This window comes from Serratia sp. CY71090 (assembly GCF_052166845.1).
Lineage (GTDB): Bacteria > Pseudomonadota > Gammaproteobacteria > Enterobacterales > Enterobacteriaceae > Serratia > Serratia nematodiphila.
This window is the reverse complement of record NZ_JBJNOA010000010.1, coordinates 143478-163097: the sequence shown is the minus strand read 5'-3', so window position 1 is coordinate 163097 and position 19620 is coordinate 143478. Positions and strand designations below refer to the sequence as shown.

17 protein-coding genes are annotated in these 19620 nt (G+C 61.7%); 12 read left to right on the top strand and 5 right to left on the bottom strand.

What is annotated here, in order from left to right; translation table 11 throughout:
- Positions 1 to 50: 50 nt before the first annotated feature.
- The 3 genes from dhaK to dhaM are packed head-to-tail and all read left to right on the top strand — an operon-like array spanning position 51 to position 3205.
- On the top strand, positions 51 to 1121 hold the full coding sequence (gene dhaK, locus ACJ8OK_RS18645) for a dihydroxyacetone kinase subunit DhaK (RefSeq protein WP_044030427.1): 1071 nt from the start codon (positions 51 to 53) through the stop codon (positions 1119 to 1121).
- A 9-nt stretch (positions 1122 to 1130) separates the two neighbouring features.
- The gene (gene dhaL / locus ACJ8OK_RS18640) at positions 1131 to 1763 is read left to right on the top strand and encodes a dihydroxyacetone kinase subunit DhaL (protein ID WP_442530812.1); all 633 of its coding nucleotides are present in this window, start codon (positions 1131 to 1133) and stop codon (positions 1761 to 1763) included.
- 11 nt (positions 1764 to 1774) lie between these two features.
- Positions 1775 to 3205, top strand: coding sequence for a dihydroxyacetone kinase phosphoryl donor subunit DhaM (gene dhaM, locus ACJ8OK_RS18635; RefSeq protein WP_442530810.1), 1431 nt, complete (start codon positions 1775 to 1777; stop codon positions 3203 to 3205).
- On the opposite strand, the gene dhaR is transcribed toward dhaM, so the two are convergent.
- Both dhaR and hasF read right to left on the bottom strand, forming a co-directional pair.
- Complete coding sequence (dhaR, locus tag ACJ8OK_RS18630) at positions 3202 to 5151, bottom strand: dihydroxyacetone kinase operon transcriptional regulator DhaR (RefSeq protein ID WP_442530809.1); 1950 nt, start codon at positions 5149 to 5151, stop codon at positions 3202 to 3204. The genes dhaM and dhaR overlap by 4 nt on opposite strands.
- A 150-nt stretch (positions 5152 to 5301) precedes the next feature.
- Complete coding sequence (gene hasF / locus ACJ8OK_RS18625) at positions 5302 to 6819, bottom strand: multidrug efflux transporter outer membrane subunit HasF (RefSeq protein ID WP_004937240.1); 1518 nt, start codon at positions 6817 to 6819, stop codon at positions 5302 to 5304.
- A 347-nt stretch (positions 6820 to 7166) separates the two neighbouring features.
- Here hasF and nudF point away from each other — a divergent pair, with 347 nt between their 5' ends.
- From nudF to ACJ8OK_RS18595, 6 genes are all read left to right on the top strand, one after another.
- On the top strand, positions 7167 to 7799 hold the full coding sequence (gene nudF, locus ACJ8OK_RS18620) for an ADP-ribose diphosphatase (RefSeq protein WP_442530807.1): 633 nt from the start codon (positions 7167 to 7169) through the stop codon (positions 7797 to 7799).
- Complete coding sequence (locus ACJ8OK_RS18615) at positions 7799 to 8224, top strand: DUF1249 family protein (RefSeq protein ID WP_004937244.1); 426 nt, start codon at positions 7799 to 7801, stop codon at positions 8222 to 8224. The genes nudF and ACJ8OK_RS18615 overlap by 1 nt, the downstream gene beginning before the upstream one ends.
- A 27-nt stretch (positions 8225 to 8251) precedes the next feature.
- The gene (gene cpdA, locus ACJ8OK_RS18610; RefSeq protein WP_004937250.1) at positions 8252 to 9079 is read left to right on the top strand and encodes a 3',5'-cyclic-AMP phosphodiesterase; all 828 of its coding nucleotides are present in this window, start codon (positions 8252 to 8254) and stop codon (positions 9077 to 9079) included.
- On the top strand, positions 9079 to 9663 hold the full coding sequence (gene yqiA / locus ACJ8OK_RS18605; protein WP_015379081.1) for an esterase YqiA: 585 nt from the start codon (positions 9079 to 9081) through the stop codon (positions 9661 to 9663). Before cpdA ends, yqiA begins: the two co-directional genes overlap by 1 nt.
- A gap of 46 nt (positions 9664 to 9709) precedes the next feature.
- Positions 9710 to 11605, top strand: coding sequence for a DNA topoisomerase IV subunit B (gene parE, locus ACJ8OK_RS18600; protein ID WP_004937254.1), 1896 nt, complete (start codon positions 9710 to 9712; stop codon positions 11603 to 11605).
- An 82-nt stretch (positions 11606 to 11687) separates the two neighbouring features.
- On the top strand, positions 11688 to 12584 hold the full coding sequence (locus ACJ8OK_RS18595) for a LysR substrate-binding domain-containing protein (protein ID WP_015379080.1): 897 nt from the start codon (positions 11688 to 11690) through the stop codon (positions 12582 to 12584).
- A gap of 8 nt (positions 12585 to 12592) precedes the next feature.
- Here ACJ8OK_RS18595 and ACJ8OK_RS18590 read toward each other — a convergent pair whose 3' ends face one another.
- Together ACJ8OK_RS18590 and ACJ8OK_RS18585 are read right to left on the bottom strand one after the other, a co-directional pair.
- Positions 12593 to 12901, bottom strand: coding sequence for a putative quinol monooxygenase (locus ACJ8OK_RS18590; protein WP_004937258.1), 309 nt, complete (start codon positions 12899 to 12901; stop codon positions 12593 to 12595).
- Positions 12902 to 12934: 33 nt separating this feature from the next.
- Positions 12935 to 13516 carry an NAD(P)H-dependent oxidoreductase gene (locus ACJ8OK_RS18585; RefSeq protein WP_049189070.1) on the bottom strand — a complete coding sequence of 194 codons (582 nt, stop codon included), beginning with the start codon at positions 13514 to 13516 and terminating at the stop codon, positions 12935 to 12937.
- A gap of 325 nt (positions 13517 to 13841) precedes the next feature.
- Between ACJ8OK_RS18585 and parC the strand changes: the two genes are divergently transcribed.
- The 3 genes from parC (at position 13842) to ftsP (ending at position 18644) form a co-directional block, all read left to right on the top strand.
- Positions 13842 to 16115, top strand: coding sequence for a DNA topoisomerase IV subunit A (parC, locus tag ACJ8OK_RS18580; protein WP_015379079.1), 2274 nt, complete (start codon positions 13842 to 13844; stop codon positions 16113 to 16115).
- Positions 16116 to 16361: 246 nt separating this feature from the next.
- Complete coding sequence (locus ACJ8OK_RS18575; protein ID WP_004937266.1) at positions 16362 to 17096, top strand: 1-acylglycerol-3-phosphate O-acyltransferase; 735 nt, start codon at positions 16362 to 16364, stop codon at positions 17094 to 17096.
- A 132-nt stretch (positions 17097 to 17228) separates the two neighbouring features.
- Positions 17229 to 18644 (top strand): cell division protein FtsP, encoded by a 1416-nt coding sequence (gene ftsP / locus ACJ8OK_RS18570; RefSeq protein WP_004937270.1) that lies wholly within the window; start codon positions 17229 to 17231, stop codon positions 18642 to 18644.
- Between the two features lie 17 nt (positions 18645 to 18661).
- On the opposite strand, the gene ACJ8OK_RS18565 is transcribed toward ftsP, so the two are convergent.
- Positions 18662 to 19573 (bottom strand): LysR family transcriptional regulator, encoded by a 912-nt coding sequence (locus ACJ8OK_RS18565; protein ID WP_060560325.1) that lies wholly within the window; start codon positions 19571 to 19573, stop codon positions 18662 to 18664.
- Between the last annotated feature and the right edge of the window lie 47 nt (positions 19574 to 19620).

Here is a 19620-nt window from a genome sequence, read left to right as displayed (position 1 = left end):
ACCGTCGGGGCGCGGTGCGCCGCGCCCCTGTTCTTACAGAGGAAACCATCGTGAAAAAACTGATTAATCAGATCGAGTCGGTGTTGGAAGAGCAGTTGCAGGGGCTGGCGGAGGCTCATCCCGAGCTGCTGGTGCACGCGGATCCGGTGTTCGTGACCCGCGCCGACGCGCCGGTGGCGGGCAAAGTGGCGATCCTGTCCGGCGGCGGCAGCGGCCATGAGCCGATGCACTGCGGCTTCGTCGGTGAAGGGATGCTCGACGGCGCCTGTCCGGGCGAGATTTTCACCTCGCCGACGCCGGATAAAATGTACGAGTGCGGTCAGGCGATCGACGGCGGCGCCGGGGTGCTGCTGCTGATCAAGAACTACACCGGCGACGTGCTCAACTTCGAAACCGCCACCGAGCTGCTGCACGACAGCGGCGTCGCGGTGGCGACGGTGCTGGTGGATGACGACGTGGCGGTCAAAGACAGTCTGTTTACCGCCGGGCGGCGTGGGGTGGCCAACACCGTGCTGATGGAGAAACTGTTGGGCGCCGCCGCGGCGCGCGGCGACGATCTGGACAGCGTGGTGACGCTGGGGCATCGCATCAACAACCACGGGCATTCAATCGGCATTGCGTTGGGCGCCTGTACCGTGCCGGCCGCCGGCAAGCCGTCGTTCACCCTGGCGGAGAACGAAATGGAGTTCGGCGTCGGCATTCACGGCGAGCCAGGCATTGCGCGCCGCCCGTTCACCACGCTCAACGCGGCGGTGGACGACATGTTCCATACGTTGATCGACCACGGCCACTATCAGCGCGCGATCCGCGTCTGGGATCGTCAGCAGGGCGAGTGGCGCGACGAGATGCAGACCAAGCAGCCGCTGACGCGCGGCGATCGGGTGATCGCGCTGGTCAACAATCTGGGCGCCACGCCATTGTCTGAGTTGTATGGCGTGTACCATCGGCTGGCGGAGCGCTGCGCCGAGGCGGGCATCATCATTGAACGCAACCTGGTGGGGTCTTATTGCACCTCGCTGGATATGCAGGGGGTATCCATCACGTTGTTGAACGTGGACGACGAGCTGTTGTCCTTGTGGGATGCGCCGGTGAAAACGCCTGCGCTGCGTTGGGGTTGCTGAGGAGGAATCATGGCGTTGACCAAACAACAGGTTGTCGATTGGCTGATGCGTTGCGGCGAGGTGTTCAGCCGGGAGCGTGATTTTCTGACCCAGTTGGACACCGAGATCGGTGATGCCGACCACGGTTTGAACATGAATCGCGGTTTCAACAAGGTGGTGGAAAAGCTGCCGTCGGTGGCGGACAAGGATATCGGCTTTATCCTGAAAAACACCGGCATGACGCTGCTGTCGAGCGTGGGGGGGGCCAGCGGTCCGCTGTTCGGCACCTTCTTCATCCGCGCGGCGCAGGCGGCGAACGCCAAGCAGAGCCTGGATCTGGCGGAGCTGCATCAGATGATGCAAGAGGGGGTGGAAGGCGTGGTGATGCGCGGTAAGGCGGAGCCGGGCGACAAGACCATGTGCGACGTCTGGTGGCCGGTGGTGGAAAGCCTTGGCCAGTCCGCGCAGCAAAACCTGAGCGTTGCGGAGGCGCTGCAGCGCGCCGCCGACAGCGCCGAGCGGGCGGTGGAGAGCACCATCACCATGCCGGCGCGCAAGGGGCGGGCCAGTTACCTGGGCGAGCGCAGCATCGGCCACCAGGATCCCGGCGCCACTTCGGTGATGCTGATGATGAAAACGCTGGCCGAAGTCGCCGGCAGTTAGCAGGAGGCGAGATGATTAATATCGTGGTGGTGTCGCACAGTGCGTTGCTGGCGCGCGGCGTTGAGCAACTGGCGCAGCAGATGATGCGCGGCGACGGCTGCAAGTTGGCGCTGGCGGCGGGCGTGGATGACGAGGAGCACCCGATCGGTACCGATGCGGTCAAAGTGATGGAGGCGATCGAAGCGGTCGCCGACGGCGATGGCATTCTGGTGCTGATGGATCTGGGCAGCGCGCTGCTCAGTGCCGAAACCGCGCTCGATCTGCTGGATCCGGATCTGGCCGCCAAAGTGCGGCTGTGTGCGGCGCCGCTGGTTGAAGGCACGCTGGCGGCGGTGGTTGCCGCCAACTCCGGCGCCTCACTGGAGCAGGTGGTAGCGGAGGCGCAGGGGGCGCTGCAGGCCAAACAAGCACAGCTGGGCGAGGCTTCACCTACGGCGAAAAGCGTGGCCTTGCCGCTGGCGCAGGGCAAAAGCGCAACCTGGACGGTGCAGAACCCGCACGGGTTGCATGCGCGCCCGGCGGCGCGGCTGGTCGAGACGCTGGCGCCGTTCAAGGCCGAGCTGGTGCTGGAAAAGCAGGGGCAGTGCGTCGATCCGCGCAGCCTCAATCAGCTGGCGCTGCTGCAGGTGCGTCACGGCGACACCATCCGTTTGATCGCCGACGGCGCGCAGGCGGACGAGGCGCTGGCGGCGTTCAAAACGCTGGCGGAGCAGCATTTTGGCGAGACGGTCTCCGAGCGGCAGCAGCCTTCGCTGCACGGTATTCCGGTGGCGGAAAGCGTCACCAGCGGGCCGGTGTTCCAGGCCTACAGCTTCTGGCCACCCACGTCCGATCGGCGCATCGGCGCGGACGAGGTATTGGGCGAACAGCAACGCCTGCGGGAGGCGCTGCAGCACACGCTGAGCGATCTGAACCGGCTGGCGGAACGCACCGGCACGCTGATCGGCAAGCCGCAGGCGGCGATCTTCGGCGCCCACAGCATGCTGCTGGACGATCCGGATCTGCAGCAGGCGGCCTACACCCGCATCGCGCAACAGCTGTGCAGCGCCGAGCAGGCCTGGCGGCAGGTGCTGGAGGCGATCGCCGAAGAGTACCGCGAGCTGGATGACGACTACATGCGGGCGCGCGAACTGGACGTGCGCGACATGCTGCGCCGCACGCTGTGCCATCTAGAGGGGCAGGCGCTGCCGGCCATCGCGCTGGCAGAACCGTCGATACTGGTGATGGATGAGCTGATGCCCTCAGAGGTGGTGATGCTCGACCGCCGGTTGGTGCTCGGCATCTGCCTGAGCGGCGGCAATGCCCTGTCGCACAGCGCCATTCTGGCGAAGGCGATGGGCATTCCGATGGTGGTCGGCATGCAGGATTGCCTGAGTAAAACCCGCAGCGGGCAGAAGGCGATGCTGGACGCCGCGCGCGGGGTATTGCAGCTCAGCCACTAAGCGCGCAGTTTGAACTGGCGGATGTCGATCCCGTGCTGTTTGATCTTCCGCCACAGCGTGGTGCGGCCGATGCCCAGCAGCTGCGCCATCTCCGTCACCTGGCCGCGGCTGACGGTCGCTGCGCGCAGGATCGCCTGGCGTTCCATGTCCGTCAGCGTCAACAGCGGTGCGCCGGGCTGCGGATCGCTTTCCAGCAGCGACGGCTGGCCGAGCAGGTGCGCCGGCAGATCCGCCAGCTGGATGTGGTGGCCGTGGCAGATCATCGCCGCGCGCTCCACCACTCCTTTCAGCTCCAAATCGTTGCCCGGCCACAGGTAGAGCGCCAGCTGGGCCATCACTTCGTCATCCACCCGAAAGCGACACTGGAAATGCTGCTCCAGCGTGCGCAAATGGTGTTTGACCAGCAGCGGAATATCGCTCAGCCGCTGGCGCAGCGGCGGGATCTGGATCTCGAACGCCTGCAGGCTGTAAAACAGCTGGCGGCGGAAGCGGTTTTGCTGCACCAACAGCGGCAGATCGGCGGCGCTGCCGGCGATCACCCGCACATCGACCGGGATCACCCGGCTGGAATTGAGGCGGATCACCACGCCGGTTTTCAGCACCTGCAGCAACGCCGACTGCATCTCCGCCGGCAGGTATTCGATCTGTTCGAGGTACAGCGTACCGCCGTTGGCCAATTCGAATTTGCTGAGCTGGCCCGCCTCTTCTTCGCTGGCGTCGCTGCCCAGCAGCTCACGCAGCCCCTGCGCCTGCGGCAGCAGTTGACAGTTGAGGGCGATATACGGCCCGGCGGCGCGTTCACCGGCGTTGTGGATGGCCTGGCTGAGTAACTCTTTGCCGACGCCTTCCTCCCCGCGCAGCAGGATCGGATGCTGGCCTTTGGCCGCCTGCTGGCCATAACGGATCAGCCGCCGCATCTCCAACGAGGCGGAGGGCATTTGCTCGAAGCTGTGGCTGACGCGCCCCAACTGGCTGCTGACATACTGGCGCAGCCGCTCGAGCGGGTGCAGCAGGGCGATGAAACTGCAGCGATCGCCGTCGAAAATCGGCTTTAGCGTCAGCAAGGCGGCGATAAACTGCCGCTGGCTTTCGAAGGTGACTTCGACGTGTTGCAGCGGCTGCCGATCGGCGATGGCGCGCTTGAGCAGAGCGGGCAGCGTCAGCAACTGCGCCAGCGGTTTGCCCTGGCTCTGCTGCTCGTCCAGCTTTAGCAGGCCGGCGGCGCGCTGGTTGATGTATTGCAGGTAGCCGCGATGATCCCAGGCCATCACGCCGTCGTCCACGCCGTCCAGCAGGCCGTAAAGCTGGTTCAGATGGCGGTTGGATTCCGCCAGCAGGCCGTCGGCGTTCAGTGAATTGCCTATTTCGCGGGCGATGGCCAGCGTCAGCGACAGATCGCCGGCGGCGCAGTCGGCCAGCAGGCAGCCCAGCGCGATCGAGCCGCGCTGGCGGCCGCTGTTGTCGTAGACCGGCGTTGCGCAGAAAGACCAACCGTGCAGCGCCCGGCGCACGTGCTCTTCACCGCTCACTCGTACCGGGTGGCCTTCCGCCGCCGCCAGCGCCGGGGCATTGGTGCCGATCTGCCCCTCGGCCCAGTAGGCGCCGGGGGCGAATCCCAGTTGCTGCAGATGCTCCCAGGTTTGGGCGTCGCCGCAGCGCCACAGCATGCAGCCGCTCTCGTCGAGGATCATCAACAGACAGCGACGCGGCTCCATGTATTCGCAGGCGTCTTCCAGCGCCGCCTGGCCGAGCGTCAGCAGATCGTTCTTGCGGCGGCAAATCGATTCGAAGGTGGCGCCCTGCGCGCGGTGCGGCGCTTGCCAGACATCGGGCTGCATCAGGCTGCGGCAGCGCAGCCAGGAGGCGTAAACCGCCTGTGCCGGGCGCAGCGGCGGCGGCAATTCGCCGTCGTTAATCAGACGCTGCCAGCGTGAATCGTTGTCCATCGAACCTCATCCAGACTGCGAAAACGAGAGTGACGATGATACCACCTGACGCGGCGGCGGCTGTGAGGCGGCGGGCAGAAGTGGTGAAATCGAGGCAAAAAAAACGGGGCGCGGCGCAGGCCGAACCCCGTGTTTATCCGCGTGCGCGCATCAGTTGCGGAATGGGTTGCCGCTGTTGCGAGCCGGTTGGCTGGTGGTAACGGCCGGCGCGGATGCGCGAGTGGCCGCCGGTACCGGCGCCGCGGTCTGTTGCATCGGCGCATTGTCCTGATAGCCGTCTGCATAGGCGTCCTGCGCGCGATTCTGCGGCGCGACGGCGTCAGGCGCGGTCGATACCGGTTTGCCCAACGCGCCGTTCAACAGCAGCAGATCGTTCTGGTTCAGCGTGCCGAGTGCCGACTTGATGTTCAGTTGGTTGATCAGATAGGTATAACGCGCGTCGGACAGCTGACGTTTGGCGTTATACAGCGTGGTGGTGGCGTCCAGCACGTCGACGATGGTGCGGGTACCGACCTGATAACCGGCTTCCATCGCGTCCAGGGAGCTTTGCGCGGAGATCACCGCCTGTTTGTAGGCGTTGATGCTGCTGATCGAAGCGTTAACGTTGTTGAACGACGAACGAACGGTCTGCACCACGCTGCGGTGTGAGCTTTCCAACTGCTCGCTGGCGCCGACGAAGCCGTACTGCGCTTGTTTGACCTGCGAATTGGTCGCGCCGCCGCTGTACAGCGGCAGGTTGAAGCTGATGCCGACCTTATTTTGGCCCGCATCGGAGTCGCTGTAGCGTGCGGCATTCGCGCCACCGGTGTTGGAGCCGTTGTATTTGGTATTGCTGATGCCGGTTGACGCGCTGACGTCAATCGTCGGCATATAGCCGGTTTGGGCTGCGCGGATTTGCTCGCGCGCCAGATCCTGGCTCAGACGGGCGGACAACAGGCTCAGGTTGCGCGCTTCCGCTTCTTTCAGCAAGTTGTTCACCGCTTCCGGGCGCTGGGTGCTGAAGCGATCGGTGTTCAGCGAGGCCAGCTCCGGGTAGAAGGTGCCGGTGACCTGACGCAGCGTTTCCAGCGCGTTGTCCAGATCGTTGCGGGCGGAGACTTCCGCCGCCAGCACGGTGTCGTAGTTCGAGCGGGCGTTCTGCACGTCGGTGATCGCCACCAGGCCCACGTTGAAGCGCTGGGTGGTTTGATCCAGCGTGCGGTATACCGCGTCTTTCTGCGCCTGGGTATAGGACAGCGTATCGATCGCTTTCAGCACGTTGAAGTAAGCGGTCGCCGTGTTGAGAATAAGCTGCTGTTCCGCTGTCTGGAAGGTAACGTCGGAGATGCCGGCGGTCTTTTCCTGCAGCGTCAGCTGGCGCCATTTCGACATGTCGAAGATGGTTTGCGTCAGCGCCAACGAACCGCTGGTCACGTTGCTGTTAACGCCATTGCTGTCACGATAGCCGTTGGTGTAATCGTAACCTGCGGTTAAACCGAGCTGCGGCAGCAACGGGCTGCGCGCTTCATTGATCTTTTCGAATGCGGCGTCGCGGTCAGCTGCACTTTTGCGCAGATCCGGGTTACTTTCCCTGGCCTGTTTGTAGACCTGCAGCAGGTTCTCTGCCTGGCTCATTGCACTGAAGCCGCCCAGGCTCAGTCCGATAAGAAGGGGGAGCAGTTTCTTCATTTGCATTCCTTGTTGTGCAGCAATATTGCTATGTTAGCGCTGACGATAGACGAAATAGTTGCCGATTCTAGCAGAGTCTGAGGTACGCATCAGGTGGCTGAATGTGCCATCTCACGTAACTTTTACCTTTCAGACCGCCCATTTACCTTGGCGTACTGCCCGGGCCGACTGCAGCTGATATTATGGCTGACAATCCGGATTGTTTCCCGCTATTACCTGCGAGCGCACAAACGTGCCGCATCCGGCGGCGAAAAACAGACTAACATAAAGCCGCGGCGGAGAGTCCCGCTGTTTCTGTCATCAAAACCGTTTATTTTATCGGCATACTCAAGCAGGAGAATTCGCGCATGAACCGTTCGCAGCCGTCGCCCGTTACTTTCGATAAAAAAGATGTAGAAATTATTGCACGCGAGACGCTGTACCGTGGTTTTTTTTCACTCAATTTATACCGGTTTCGCCATCGGTTGTTCAATGGCGAAATGAGCCCTGAAATCACGCGTGAAATTTTCGAGCGCGGCCATGCGGCGGTGCTGCTGCCCTACGATCCGGTGCGCGACGAGGTTGTGCTGATTGAACAACTGCGCATCGCCGCGGTCGATACCACTAATTCGCCCTGGCTGCTGGAAATGGTGGCGGGTATGATCGAAACCGGTGAAAGCGTTGAGGACGTGTGCCGCCGCGAAGCGCAGGAAGAGGCCGGCGTGGTGGTCGGGCGCTGCAAACCGGTGCTGAGCTATCTGGCCAGCCCCGGCGGCACCAGCGAACGTTTGTCGATCATGGTCGGCGAAGTGGACGCCGGCACCGCCGAGGGCATCCACGGCCTGGCGGAAGAACATGAAGATATCCGCGTTCATGTGGTCAGCCGCGAACAGGCTTACCGCTGGGTTGAGGAAGGCGCGATCGATAACGCCGCATCAGTGATTGCATTGCAATGGCTGGCGTTGCACCATGAATCGTTGAGAAAAGAGTGGGCCAACTAATGAAACAGCGCTATACCCCTGATTTCCCCGAAATGATGAGATTGTGCGAAACCAACTTCGCGCAATTGCGCCGCTTGCTGCCGCGCAACGACGAAGCGGGCGAAACGGTGACTTATCAGGTGAACGGCGCCGGCTATCGTTTGACCATTGTTGAGTCCACGCGTTACACGTCGCTGGTGGAGATCGAGCAGATCTTTCCGGCGGTCAGCTACTGGAGCCTGCCCGCGATGACGGTGCGGTTGTACCATGACGCCATGGTTGCGGAAGTGTGTTCCAGTCAGCAGATCTACCGCTTTAAAGCGCGTTATGATTACCCTAATAAAAAGTTGCATCAACGCGACGAAAAGCATCAAATTAACCAGTTTCTTGCTGATTGGCTGCGCTACTGTTTGGCGCATGGAGCGATGGCGGTTCCGGTTTGTTAGACAGACTGAAATAACAAAGGACACCATTTGGAAAGCCTGTTTAAACTGCCCGTGGCGAGTGGGGCCGCGGTCAGGATTCTACAAATAACAGATACCCACCTTTTTGCCGGCGAACACGAGACGTTGCTCGGCATCAATACCTATCGCAGCTATCACGCGGTGCTGGACGCCATCCAGGCGCAGCGCCGCGACGTCGATTTGATCGTCGCCACGGGAGATTTGGCGCAGGATCATTCGCAAGAGGCGTACCGCCACTTCGCCGCCGGCATCGCGCAACTGCCGGCCCCCTGCGTGTGGCTGCCGGGCAACCACGATTTTCAACCGGCGATGGTCGACGCATTGGCCGCCGCGGGCATCGCGCCTTCCAAACAGGTGCTGCTGGGCGATAACTGGCAAGTGCTGATGCTGGACAGCCAGGTGTTCGGCGTGCCGCACGGCGAATTGAGCGAATACCAGCTGGAGTGGATGGAGCGCTGCCTGCAGGCTCACCCCGAGCGCTATACGCTGTTGCTGCTGCACCATCATCCGCTGCCTTCCGGCTGTACCTGGCTCGATCAGCACAGCCTGCGCAACCCGCATATGCTGGGCGCGATCCTGCTGCGTTATCCGAAAGTGAATACCGTGGTGTGCGGGCACATTCACCAGGATCTGGATCTGGAATGGCAGGGGCGGCGTCTGTTGGCGACGCCGTCTACCTGCGTGCAATTCAAGCCGCACTGCACGAACTTCACCATCGATGACGTTTCCCCCGGCTGGCGCTACCTCGATCTGCTGCCGGACGGCCGCGTCGAGACGCAGGTGTTCCGACTGGAAAACGACGATTTCCGCCCCGATATGGACTCGGATGGATACTGATGCCTTCGACACTGCTCTACCTGCACGGTTTCAACAGCTCGCCGCAGTCTGCCAAGGCGGTGGCCTTCAAGGCCTGGCTGGCCGAACACCATCCCGATATCGAGATGCTGGTGCCGCAGCTGCCGGCCTTTCCGGCGGAGGCCGCCGAGATGCTGGAAAATCTGGTGCTGGAACGCGCCGGGCAAACGCTCGGGCTGGTTGGCTCATCGCTGGGCGGCTATTACGCCACCTGGCTGTCGCAGTGTTTTTCCCTGCCGGCGGTGGTGGTCAACCCGGCGGTCAAGCCGTTTGAGCTGCTGGTCGACTACCTCGGCGCCAACGAGAACCCCTACACCGGCCAGCAATATGTGTTAGAGTCTCGGCACGTTTACGATCTGAAAGTGATGCAGATCGATCCTTTGGAGTCGCCGGATTTAATCTGGCTGCTGCAGCAAACGGGCGATGAAATTCTCGATTACGGCCAGGCAGTGGCGTATTACACCGCGTGTCGGCAAACGGTGGAGTCGGGTGGAAACCACGCCTTCGTCGGTTTCGAGCACTACTTCCCCCAGATTGTGGATTTTTTAGGGCTAAACGCGGTCTGACGGGCCGTTCCGGCACCTCCCTTTAACCACGAAAAAATAATCAACGATGACTCAATCCAGCTATAACGCTGATGCCATTGAAGTACTCAGCGGTCTAGAACCAGTGCGCCGTCGTCCCGGCATGTATACCGACACGACGCGCCCAAACCACCTCGGCCAAGAGGTGATCGATAACAGCGTCGACGAAGCGTTGGCCGGCCACGCCAAGCGCATCGACGTGATCCTGCACGCCGATCAGTCGCTGGAAGTGATCGACGACGGCCGCGGCATGCCGGTGGACATCCACCCGGAAGAGGGCGTGCCGGCGGTTGAGTTGATCCTGTGTCGGCTGCACGCCGGCGGTAAATTCTCGAATAAAAACTACCAGTTCTCCGGCGGCCTGCACGGCGTGGGCATCTCGGTGGTCAACGCCCTGTCGAAGCGGGTGGAAGTCAACGTGCGCCGCGACGGCAACGTTTACAGCATCGCCTTCGAAAACGGCGACAAAGTGCAAGATCTGACGGTGACCGGCACCTGCGGCAAACGCAACACCGGCACCAGCGTGCACTTCTGGCCCGACGAACAGTTCTTCGACAGCCCGCGTTTCTCGGTATCGCGCCTGACTCACCTGCTGAAGGCCAAAGCGGTGCTGTGCCCCGGCGTCGAGATCTATTTCATCGATAAGGTGAACAACACCGAGCAGCGCTGGTGCTACCAGGACGGCCTGACCGACTACCTGATGGAAGCGGTTAACGGCCTGATCACCCTGCCGGAAGCGCCGTTCGTCGGCAACTTCGCCGGTGACACCGAAGCGGTGGACTGGGCGCTGCTGTGGCTGCCGGAAGGCGGCGAGCTGCTGACCGAAAGCTACGTCAACCTGATCCCGACCATGCAGGGCGGCACTCACGTCAACGGCCTGCGTCAGGGGCTGCTGGACGCGATGCGTGAGTTCTGCGAATTCCGCAATATTCTGCCGCGCGGCGTGAAGCTGTCGGCGGAGGATATCTGGGATCGCTGCGCCTACGTGCTGTCGGTGAAGATGCAGGATCCGCAGTTCGCCGGGCAGACCAAAGAGCGTCTCTCCTCGCGTCAGTGCGCGGCCTTCGTTTCCGGTGTGGTGAAAGACGCCTTCAGCCTGTGGCTGAACCAGAACGTTCAGGCGGCGGAACAGCTGGCCGAGCTGGCGATCTCAAGCGCCCAGCGCCGTCTGCGCGCAGCCAAGAAAGTGGTGCGCAAGAAGCTGACCAGCGGGCCGGCGCTGCCGGGCAAGCTGGCGGACTGCACCTCGCAGGATCTGGCCATGACCGAACTGTTCCTGGTGGAAGGGGATTCGGCGGGCGGGTCGGCCAAGCAGGCGCGCGATCGTGAATATCAGGCGATCATGCCGCTGAAGGGCAAGATCCTGAATACCTGGGAAGTCTCCTCGGACGAAGTGCTGGCCTCGCAGGAAGTGCACGACATTTCCGTGGCGATCGGTATCGATCCGGACAGCGAAGATCTCAGCCAATTGCGCTACGGCAAAATCTGCATCCTGGCGGATGCGGACTCCGACGGCCTGCATATCGCCACGCTGCTGTGCGCGCTGTTCGTGCGCCACTTCCGTTCGCTGGTGAAAGGCGGCCACGTCTATGTCGCCATGCCGCCGCTGTATCGCATCGATCTCGGTAAAGAAGTGTTCTACGCGCTGGATGAAGAAGAGAAAGCCGGCGTGCTGGAACAGCTGAAGCGCAAGAAGGGCAAGCCGAACGTGCAGCGCTTTAAAGGGCTGGGCGAGATGAACCCGCTGCAGCTGCGCGAAACCACCCTCGATCCGAACACCCGCCGTCTGGTGCAACTGACGGTGGCGGAGGATGACGTCGATCAGACGCTGGCGGTGATGGACATGCTGTTGGCCAAGAAGCGCTCGGAAGATCGCCGCAACTGGCTGCAAGACAAGGGCGACATGGCCGAATTGGCGGTCTGAGCCTGACCCTGGCCCGGCGAAACGCCGGGCCGGCTTTCCCGCAGGGCGTTCATGCGGCGCCCGATAACCTGGGCCGGAATGCATGAAGATCACGCTCGAAGAATTGCTGGCGTTCACCTCGGTGGTCGACAGCGGTTCTATCACCGCCGCCGCCGATCGGCTCGGCCAGACAACATCCGGCATCAGCCGCGCGCTCAGCCGCCTGGAGAATAAGCTCGATACCACCCTGATGCGCCGCACGACGCGTCGTTTGGAGCTGACCGAAGAGGGGCTGAGCTTCCTGAACCATGCGCGTACGATCATCAGCTCGGTGGAAAATGCCGAAGAGCAAATGGCGGTGCGCCGGCAAATGCCCGCCGGGCGGCTGCGGATCAATGCGGCCGCACCTTTTATGGAGCACGTCATCGTGCCGCTGGTGGCGGGATTCAGAGAACGTTATCCGCAAATTTCGCTCGAGCTGAACACCGACAACCTGATTATCGATCTGCTGGAAAAACGCACGGATATCGCCATTCGCATCGGGGCGTTGCGTGATTCGACCATTCATGCGCGCGCGCTGGGAGCCAGCCGGCTGCGCATCCTCGCCAGCCCGGCTTATCTGCAGCAGCACGGCACGCCGCAGAGCGTGGAGGAGTTGCATCGGCATTGTCTGCTCGGTTTTACCCAGCCGGAGTCGCTGAACCAGTGGCCATTGCGCTATCGCCAGGCGCCGCATTTCGCCATCACGCCGACGATCTCTGCGTCCAGCGGTGAAACGCTGCGGCAATTGGCGCTGCAGGGCGAGGGGATCGTACAGCTGGCAGACTTTATGACCCGTCGCGATCGGGAAGCCGGCAAGTTGGTGACGTTGCTGGAGCAGGAGACGCTGGACGTGCGCCAGCCGATCAACGCGGTGTATTACCGCAATACGCAATTGGCGGCGCGCATCACCTGTTTTCTTGACTACGTCAGCGCGCACATCGACGCGCAGACGTTATAAGGCGGAGCTTACAGGGCGTTTTCCAGGATGTAGATCTCGGTGTCCAGCACGCTGTCCTTGATGGTCTCGCGGTGTTTGAGCATGTGCTCAATGGCCAGGTGTTTTTCCAGATGCGCCATGCTTTCCCATTTCTCCAGCATGAACACCGAATCCGGCGACCGTTTCTGCCAGGGGGCCTGGGTATTGCTGTCGACCATCGGCGTATATTCGCCGCAGCCGTCTTCCGCCAGCACCAGCGGCACCAGTTTTTCAATGGCTTGCAGTACGGTGGCGCGGTGGCCGGGTTTCACTTTGATTTCTGCGATTACGGTGATCATGTCTGCCTCGTTGATGAGAATGTTCTGCGTCAGTTAAGCAAAAATTTTCGCCAAATGCTCGCGATAACGTGCGATGTCCGCTTCGATATCCGGTTGTTTTATCACGTTATTGCAGATAAAGGTCGGCAGCGCTTCCATTCCCAGGAACTGGTTGGCCTTGTGGAAGTGCAGGTAAACGCCGTCGACGCCGACGCCGTGGAAGAACTGATCGGGATCGGTGAAAGCCTCCATCGGGGCGTTCCAGGTCAGGCTCAGCAGGTATTTTTTGCCCTGGATCAGGCCGCCGGAGCCATATTTTTTGCTTTCGTCAGAACGAGAGCGCCCGTCGTTGGCATACAGGCTGCCGTGACCGGCGGTGAACACTTCATCGATGTATTTTTTCAGGATCCAAGGTTCGCCCATCCACCAGCCCGGCATCTGATAGATGACCGCGTCGGCCCACAGGTATTTCTGTACTTCGGCTTCGATGTCATAGCCGTCGTCGACCACGGTGACCTGCACATCGTGCTGCAGATCGCGCAGGAAGCTTTCCGCCACGTCGCTCAGGGTTTGGTTGAGTTCGCCGTTGGAATGGCCGAATTGTTTTTTAGCGTTGATAATCAGGATATTGCTCATCTTTCGCGGCTCCCGTCAGTGTTAAGATATGGCATGCTTCCCGCGGAAAAGGCGGAAACCATCTCGCTGGTGACGAGTGTAATCGTGAGTCAGGCAAGTAAAAATGCGATCCAGCGCACAACAGTGTTGACTGCCAGTCAATAAAGAGGCCGCCAGGTAGCGAAATTTTGCATAAACCGCATCGCGCAATCGGCCGTCGCCGGCGATCCTTGCGCCAACTGTGACAGCTACCCCGCAGATGGGTTACTATCGCGGGCAGAATCGACAAGCGATGCCTTTTGTCGTCCAAGGGATTGCCAAGCCACGGTCTGAGGATAATTGAGTAATGAGTGATCTGACTCATGACGGTGTAGAGCGTTTACCGCTGCACACATTCACTGAAAACGCCTATCTGAACTATTCCATGTACGTCATCATGGATCGGGCGTTGCCGTACATTGGCGACGGTTTGAAGCCGGTACAACGCCGCATCATCTACGCCATGTCTGAGCTGGGGCTGACCAACAGCGCCAAATTCAAGAAATCCGCCCGCACCGTGGGCGACGTGCTGGGTAAGTATCACCCGCACGGCGACAGCGCGTGTTATGAAGCCATGGTGCTGATGGCGCAGCCGTTCTCGTATCGCTATCCGCTGGTGGACGGCCAGGGGAACTGGGGCGCGCCGGACGATCCCAAGTCGTTCGCGGCGATGCGTTATACCGAATCGCGCCTGTCCAAATACGCTGAGGTCTTGCTGGCCGAACTGGGCCAGGGCACGGTTGACTGGATCCCGAACTTTGACGGCACGCTGCAAGAGCCGAAGATGCTGCCGGCGCGTCTGCCGAACATCCTGCTGAATGGCACCACCGGCATCGCGGTCGGCATGGCGACCGACATTCCGCCGCACAACGTGCGCGAAGTCGCCGCTGCGGCGGTGGCGCTGCTCGACAAGCCGGGCGCCTCGCTCGATGACCTGCTCGAGTTCGTGCAGGGGCCGGACTTCCCGACCGAAGCCGAGATCATCACCCCGCGCGATGAAATTCGCAAAATTTACCAGAGCGGCCGCGGCTCGGTGCGCATGCGCGCCGTGTGGAAGAAAGAGGACGGCAGCGCGGTGATTACCGCCTTGCCGCATCAGGTCTCCGGCGCCAAGGTGCTCGAGCAGATCGCCAGCCAGATGCGCGCCAAGAAGCTGCCGATGGTCGAGGATCTGCGCGATGAATCCGATCACGAAAACCCGACGCGTCTGGTGATCGTGCCGCGTTCCAACCGCATCGATCTGGAGCAGGTGATGAATCACCTGTTCGCCACCACCGATCTGGAACGCAGCTACCGCATCAACATGAACATGATCGGTCTGGACAACCGCCCGCAGGTCAAAGGGCTGGTGGAGATCCTCACCGAATGGCTGGCCTATCGTCGCGATACGGTGCGCCGCCGCCTGAACTACCGCCTCGAGAAGGTGCTCAAGCGTTTGCATATCCTCGAAGGTTTGCTGGTGGCGTTCCTCAATATCGACGAGGTGATCCACATCATCCGCAGCGAGGATGAGCCGAAGCCGGTGCTGATGCAGCGTTTCGGCATCTCCGATACCCAGGCGGAAGCGATCCTCGAGCTGAAACTGCGTCACCTGGCCAAGCTGGAAGAGGTCAAGATCCGCGGTGAGCAGGACGAGCTGGCGAAAGAGCGCGATCAACTTCAGGCGCTGCTGGCGTCCGAGCGCAAGCTGAATACGCTGATTAAGAAAGAGATCCAGGCCGACGCGCAAACCTACGGCGACGATCGCCGTTCGCCGCTGACCGAGCGTGCGGAAGCCAAGGCGATGAGCGAACACGATTTCGTGCCGTCCGAGCCGGTGACCATCGTGCTGTCGGAAATGGGCTGGGTGCGCAGCGCCAAGGGCCACGACATCGATCCGGCAGGGTTGAGCTACAAGGCCGGCGACAGCTTCCGCGGCGCGGCGCGCGGCAAGAGCAACCAGCCGGTGGTGTTCATCGATTCTACCGGGCGCAGCTATGCGCTCGATCCGATGACGTTGCCTTCGGCGCGCGGGCAGGGCGAGCCGCTGACCGGCAAGCTGACGCCGCCGCCGGGCGCCACCATTGAGCAGGTGCTGATGGCGGCCGACGATCAAAAACTGCTGATGGCGTCCGACGCCGGTTACGGTTTCGTTTGTACCTTCAACGATCTGGTGGCGCGCAACCGCGCCGGCAAGGTGATGATCACGCTGCCGGACAACGCCAGAGCGCTGCCGCCGATGGAGATCCACGGCGCAGACGATATGCTGCTGTCGATCACCGCCGCCGGGCGCATGCTGATGTTCCCGGTCGCCGATCTGCCGCAGCTGTCGAAGGGTAAGGGCAACAAGATCGTCTCCATTCCGGCGGCGCAGGCCGCAGCCGGTGAAGACAAGCTGGCCTGGCTGTTCGTGCTGCCGCCGCAGGCCTCCGTCACGCTGCATGTCGGCAAACGCAAGCTGACGCTGCGTCCGGAAGATCTGCAGAAGTTCCGTGCGGAGCGCGGCCGTAAGGGCACCCAGCTGCCGCGCGGCCTGCAGCGCATCGATCGCGTGGAAGTGGATGCGCCGGTGCGGGCGTCGGGCGGCGACAGCGAAGAGTAAGCGTTGGCGCCGGCGTTAACGGGCGGTCGCAGCGAGCTGTGGCCGCCTTATTTATTTTTGCTGGCGTTTATTTTCCAAATAGTTAACATTTCTGCGCATAAAATTATTGTGCGTACTGCCGCCTGGCAGGAAAATAGCGAGAAATGCAGGCGACATCGGCGTGCTTACCGCCTGGCCGGCAAATAATGAGTAAAGGAATCTGCGCAGCGAAGTAAACTGCGTTGGCAGTGTGCTAATGAGGTTGTTATGTTATTGATTTTGCGTGCCGTTCTCGCCACTCTTTTCTGTATTCTGGTGTGTATTTTCGGTTCTGTTTATTGCTTGTTCAGCCCGCGCAACCCTCGCCATGTGGCGACCTTCGGCCATCTTTTCGGCCGCCTGTCGACGCTGTTCGGCATCAAGGTTGAAACCCGCGTGCCGGCCGATGCGGCCAACAATGGCAACTGCATCTATATCGCCAACCACCAAAATAACTACGACATGGTGACGGCCTCCAATATCGTGCAGCCGCGCACCGTGACCGTCGGTAAAAAAAGTCTGGTGTGGATCCCGTTTTTCGGCCCGCTGTATTGGCTGACCGGTAATCTGCTGATAGATCGTGATAATCGCGCCAAGGCGCACGGCACCATCGCCCAGGTGGCGGAGCAGTTCAAAAAGAAAGACATTTCGATCTGGATGTTCCCGGAAGGGACCCGCAGCCGCGGTCGTGGGCTGATGCCGTTTAAAACCGGCGCGTTCCACGCGGCTATCGCCGCCGGCGTGCCGATTGTGCCGATCTGCGTATCGACCACCAGCGGTAATATAAATCTTAATCGCTGGAATAACGGTCATGTGATCGTCGAGATGTTGGCGCCGGTGGATACCAGCAAATACGGCAAAGAAAACGTGCGTGAGCTGGCGGCCCATTGCCGCGAGCTGATGGAGGCGAAAATCGCCGAATTGGACGCCGAAGTCGCCCAGCGCAACGCCGCCAAAAAATAAGAGTCTACCGGCTTCAAAGAATAGGATTTTAATTGGCGTTCAGCGCCGTTAACGCCTGAACGCCTGCTAATCTTGATTGGCGGGCGTTTGGGTTTTGCACACGGTTTAGTTATTGCTTTTCATGGAGAAAATATGTCACTCAGTCGACGTCAGTTTTTACAGGCATCGGGCCTGGCGCTGTGCGCGGGCGCCGTGCCGCTGAGGGCTGAGGCGAGCGGAACGCAGACCCCGTTACCCATTCCCCCGCTGCTGGAGTCTCGCCGCGGTCAGCCGCTGTTCCTGACCTTGCAGCGCGCCCATTGGGCGTTTATGGATAACCGTAAAGCGGCGGTGTGGGGCATCAACGGCATGTACCTGGGGCCGACGGTGCGGGTTTACAGCGGTGACGACGTCAAACTGATCTACAGCAACCGCCTGCAGGAGCCGGTAGCGATGACCGTCAGCGGTCTGCAGGTGCCTGGCACGCTGATGGGCGGCGCGCCGCGCATGATGTCGCCTAACGTCGACTGGTCGCCGGTGCTGCCCATTCGTCAGGCGGCGGCCACCTGCTGGTACCACGCCAACACGCCGAACCGTATGGCGCCGCACGTTTACAACGGGCTGGCCGGGCTGTGGTTGGTGGAAGATGCCGTCAGCAAAGCGCTGCCGCTGCCCAACCACTACGGCGTCGACGATTTCCCGCTGATCATTCAGGACAAACGCTTCGATAACTTCGGCACACCGCAATACGATGCACCGTCGCAGGGCGGTTTTGTCGGCGATACGCTGTTGGTCAACGGCGTGCAAAACCCGTATGTCGACGTGTCGCGCGGCTGGGTGCGTCTGCGCCTGCTTAACGCCTCCAACGCGCGTCGCTATACCCTGCAGCTCAGCGACGGGCGGCCGTTCAACGTGATTGCCAGCGATCAGGGCTTCCTGCCTGCGCCGGTCGCGGTGCAGCAGCTGTCGTTGGCGCCTGGCGAACGCCGGGAAGTGCTGATCGACATGTCGAAGGGCGAGGAGGTGACCATCACCGCCGGTGAAGCGGCGGGCATCATGGATCGCCTGCGCGGCCTGTTCGAGCCGTCGAGCATTCTGGTGTCCACCCAGGTGCTGACGCTGCGCCCGACCGGCCTGCTGCCGCTGGTGACCGACAACCTGCCGATGCGCCTGCTGGCGGATCAGCTGTTGGACGGCAGCGCCAGCCGCACCCGCGATTTCCGCCTGGGCGACGGCGGCGTCGGCATCAACGGCGCGATTTGGGACATGAACCGCATCGACGTACAAGCGCAGCAAGGCACCTGGGAACGCTGGAACATTCACGCGGATACGCCGCAGGCGTTCCATATTCAGGGTGTGCAGTTCCTGATCAAACGCGTCAACGGCGCGCAGCCGATGGCGGAAGATCGCGGCTGGAAGGACACCGTCTGGGTCGATGGCGACGTCGAGCTGCTGGTGTATTTCAACCAACCTACCTCCGAACACTTCCCGTTCCTGTATTACAGCCAGACGCTGGAGATGGCCGATCGCGGCACCGCCGGCCAGCTGATGGTGCAGCCGACGATGTAATCTGCGCTGTGGGCCGCTTACGGCGCCCGCAGCATTTCCAGGAAGGCCTGCACCACCGGCGTGACGCTGTCGGTGCGATACACCGCGTACAAATCCGCCGGCGGCGCCTGTTGCAGCGAGCAAAAGCGTACGCCGGGCCACGGGATGCGGCCGTAGCTGTCCGGCAGCAGCGTGATGCCGCAGCCTTCCGCCACCAGCGCCAGCAGAGTTTGCGGTTCGTTGACCTGATAAGCGACGTCCGGCAAAAATCCCTGCTGCAGACACAGATTGTGCAGATACAGCCCCAGGCTGGCCTCATGCGGCGGCAGCACGATGAAGCTGTCGTTTTGCAGCGCCGCCAGCGGGATATTCTCCTGCTGCGCCAGCGGATGATCGAGCGGCAACACCACGGCGATGCTCTCGCTTGCCAGCCGTTGGCAGCTCAATCCCGGCAGCGTCTGCTGCTGCGCCTCTCGCCATACCCCGATATCGATATGCCGTTTTTGCAGCGCGGCGATTTGCTGGCTGGGCGTCAGCTCGTTCAACGACCAGGTGACGCCGGCGCTCCGCTCGCTGAACCGCCGCAGCGCCGCGAGCAGGCCGCCCCAGGCCGAGGTGCCGACCATGCCGACCACCATGTGGCCGCCTTCGCCACGCCCCATCTGTTGCACCTGGTGCAGCGCGCTGTCGGCCTGATCCAGCAGCCGCTCGACGTTGCGCAGCAGCGTGCGGCCGGCCGGCGTCAGCGTCATGGAGCGGGTAGTGCGTTTGAACAGCACCACCCCGAGCTGGCTCTCCAGCTCCTTGATGTGCTTGCTGAGCGGCGGCTGTGACATATTCAGCCGCCGCGCCGCCTGGGTGAAGTTCATCTCTTCCGCCACCACGCGGAAATAGTGCAGCAGGCGGAAGTTAATCCGGCCGGGATCGGGCAGGGCATGGGGCGGGTTCATCCGGGGTATCGCCTCCTTGTGACGCAGCTCAACTTATAGGTAAATGG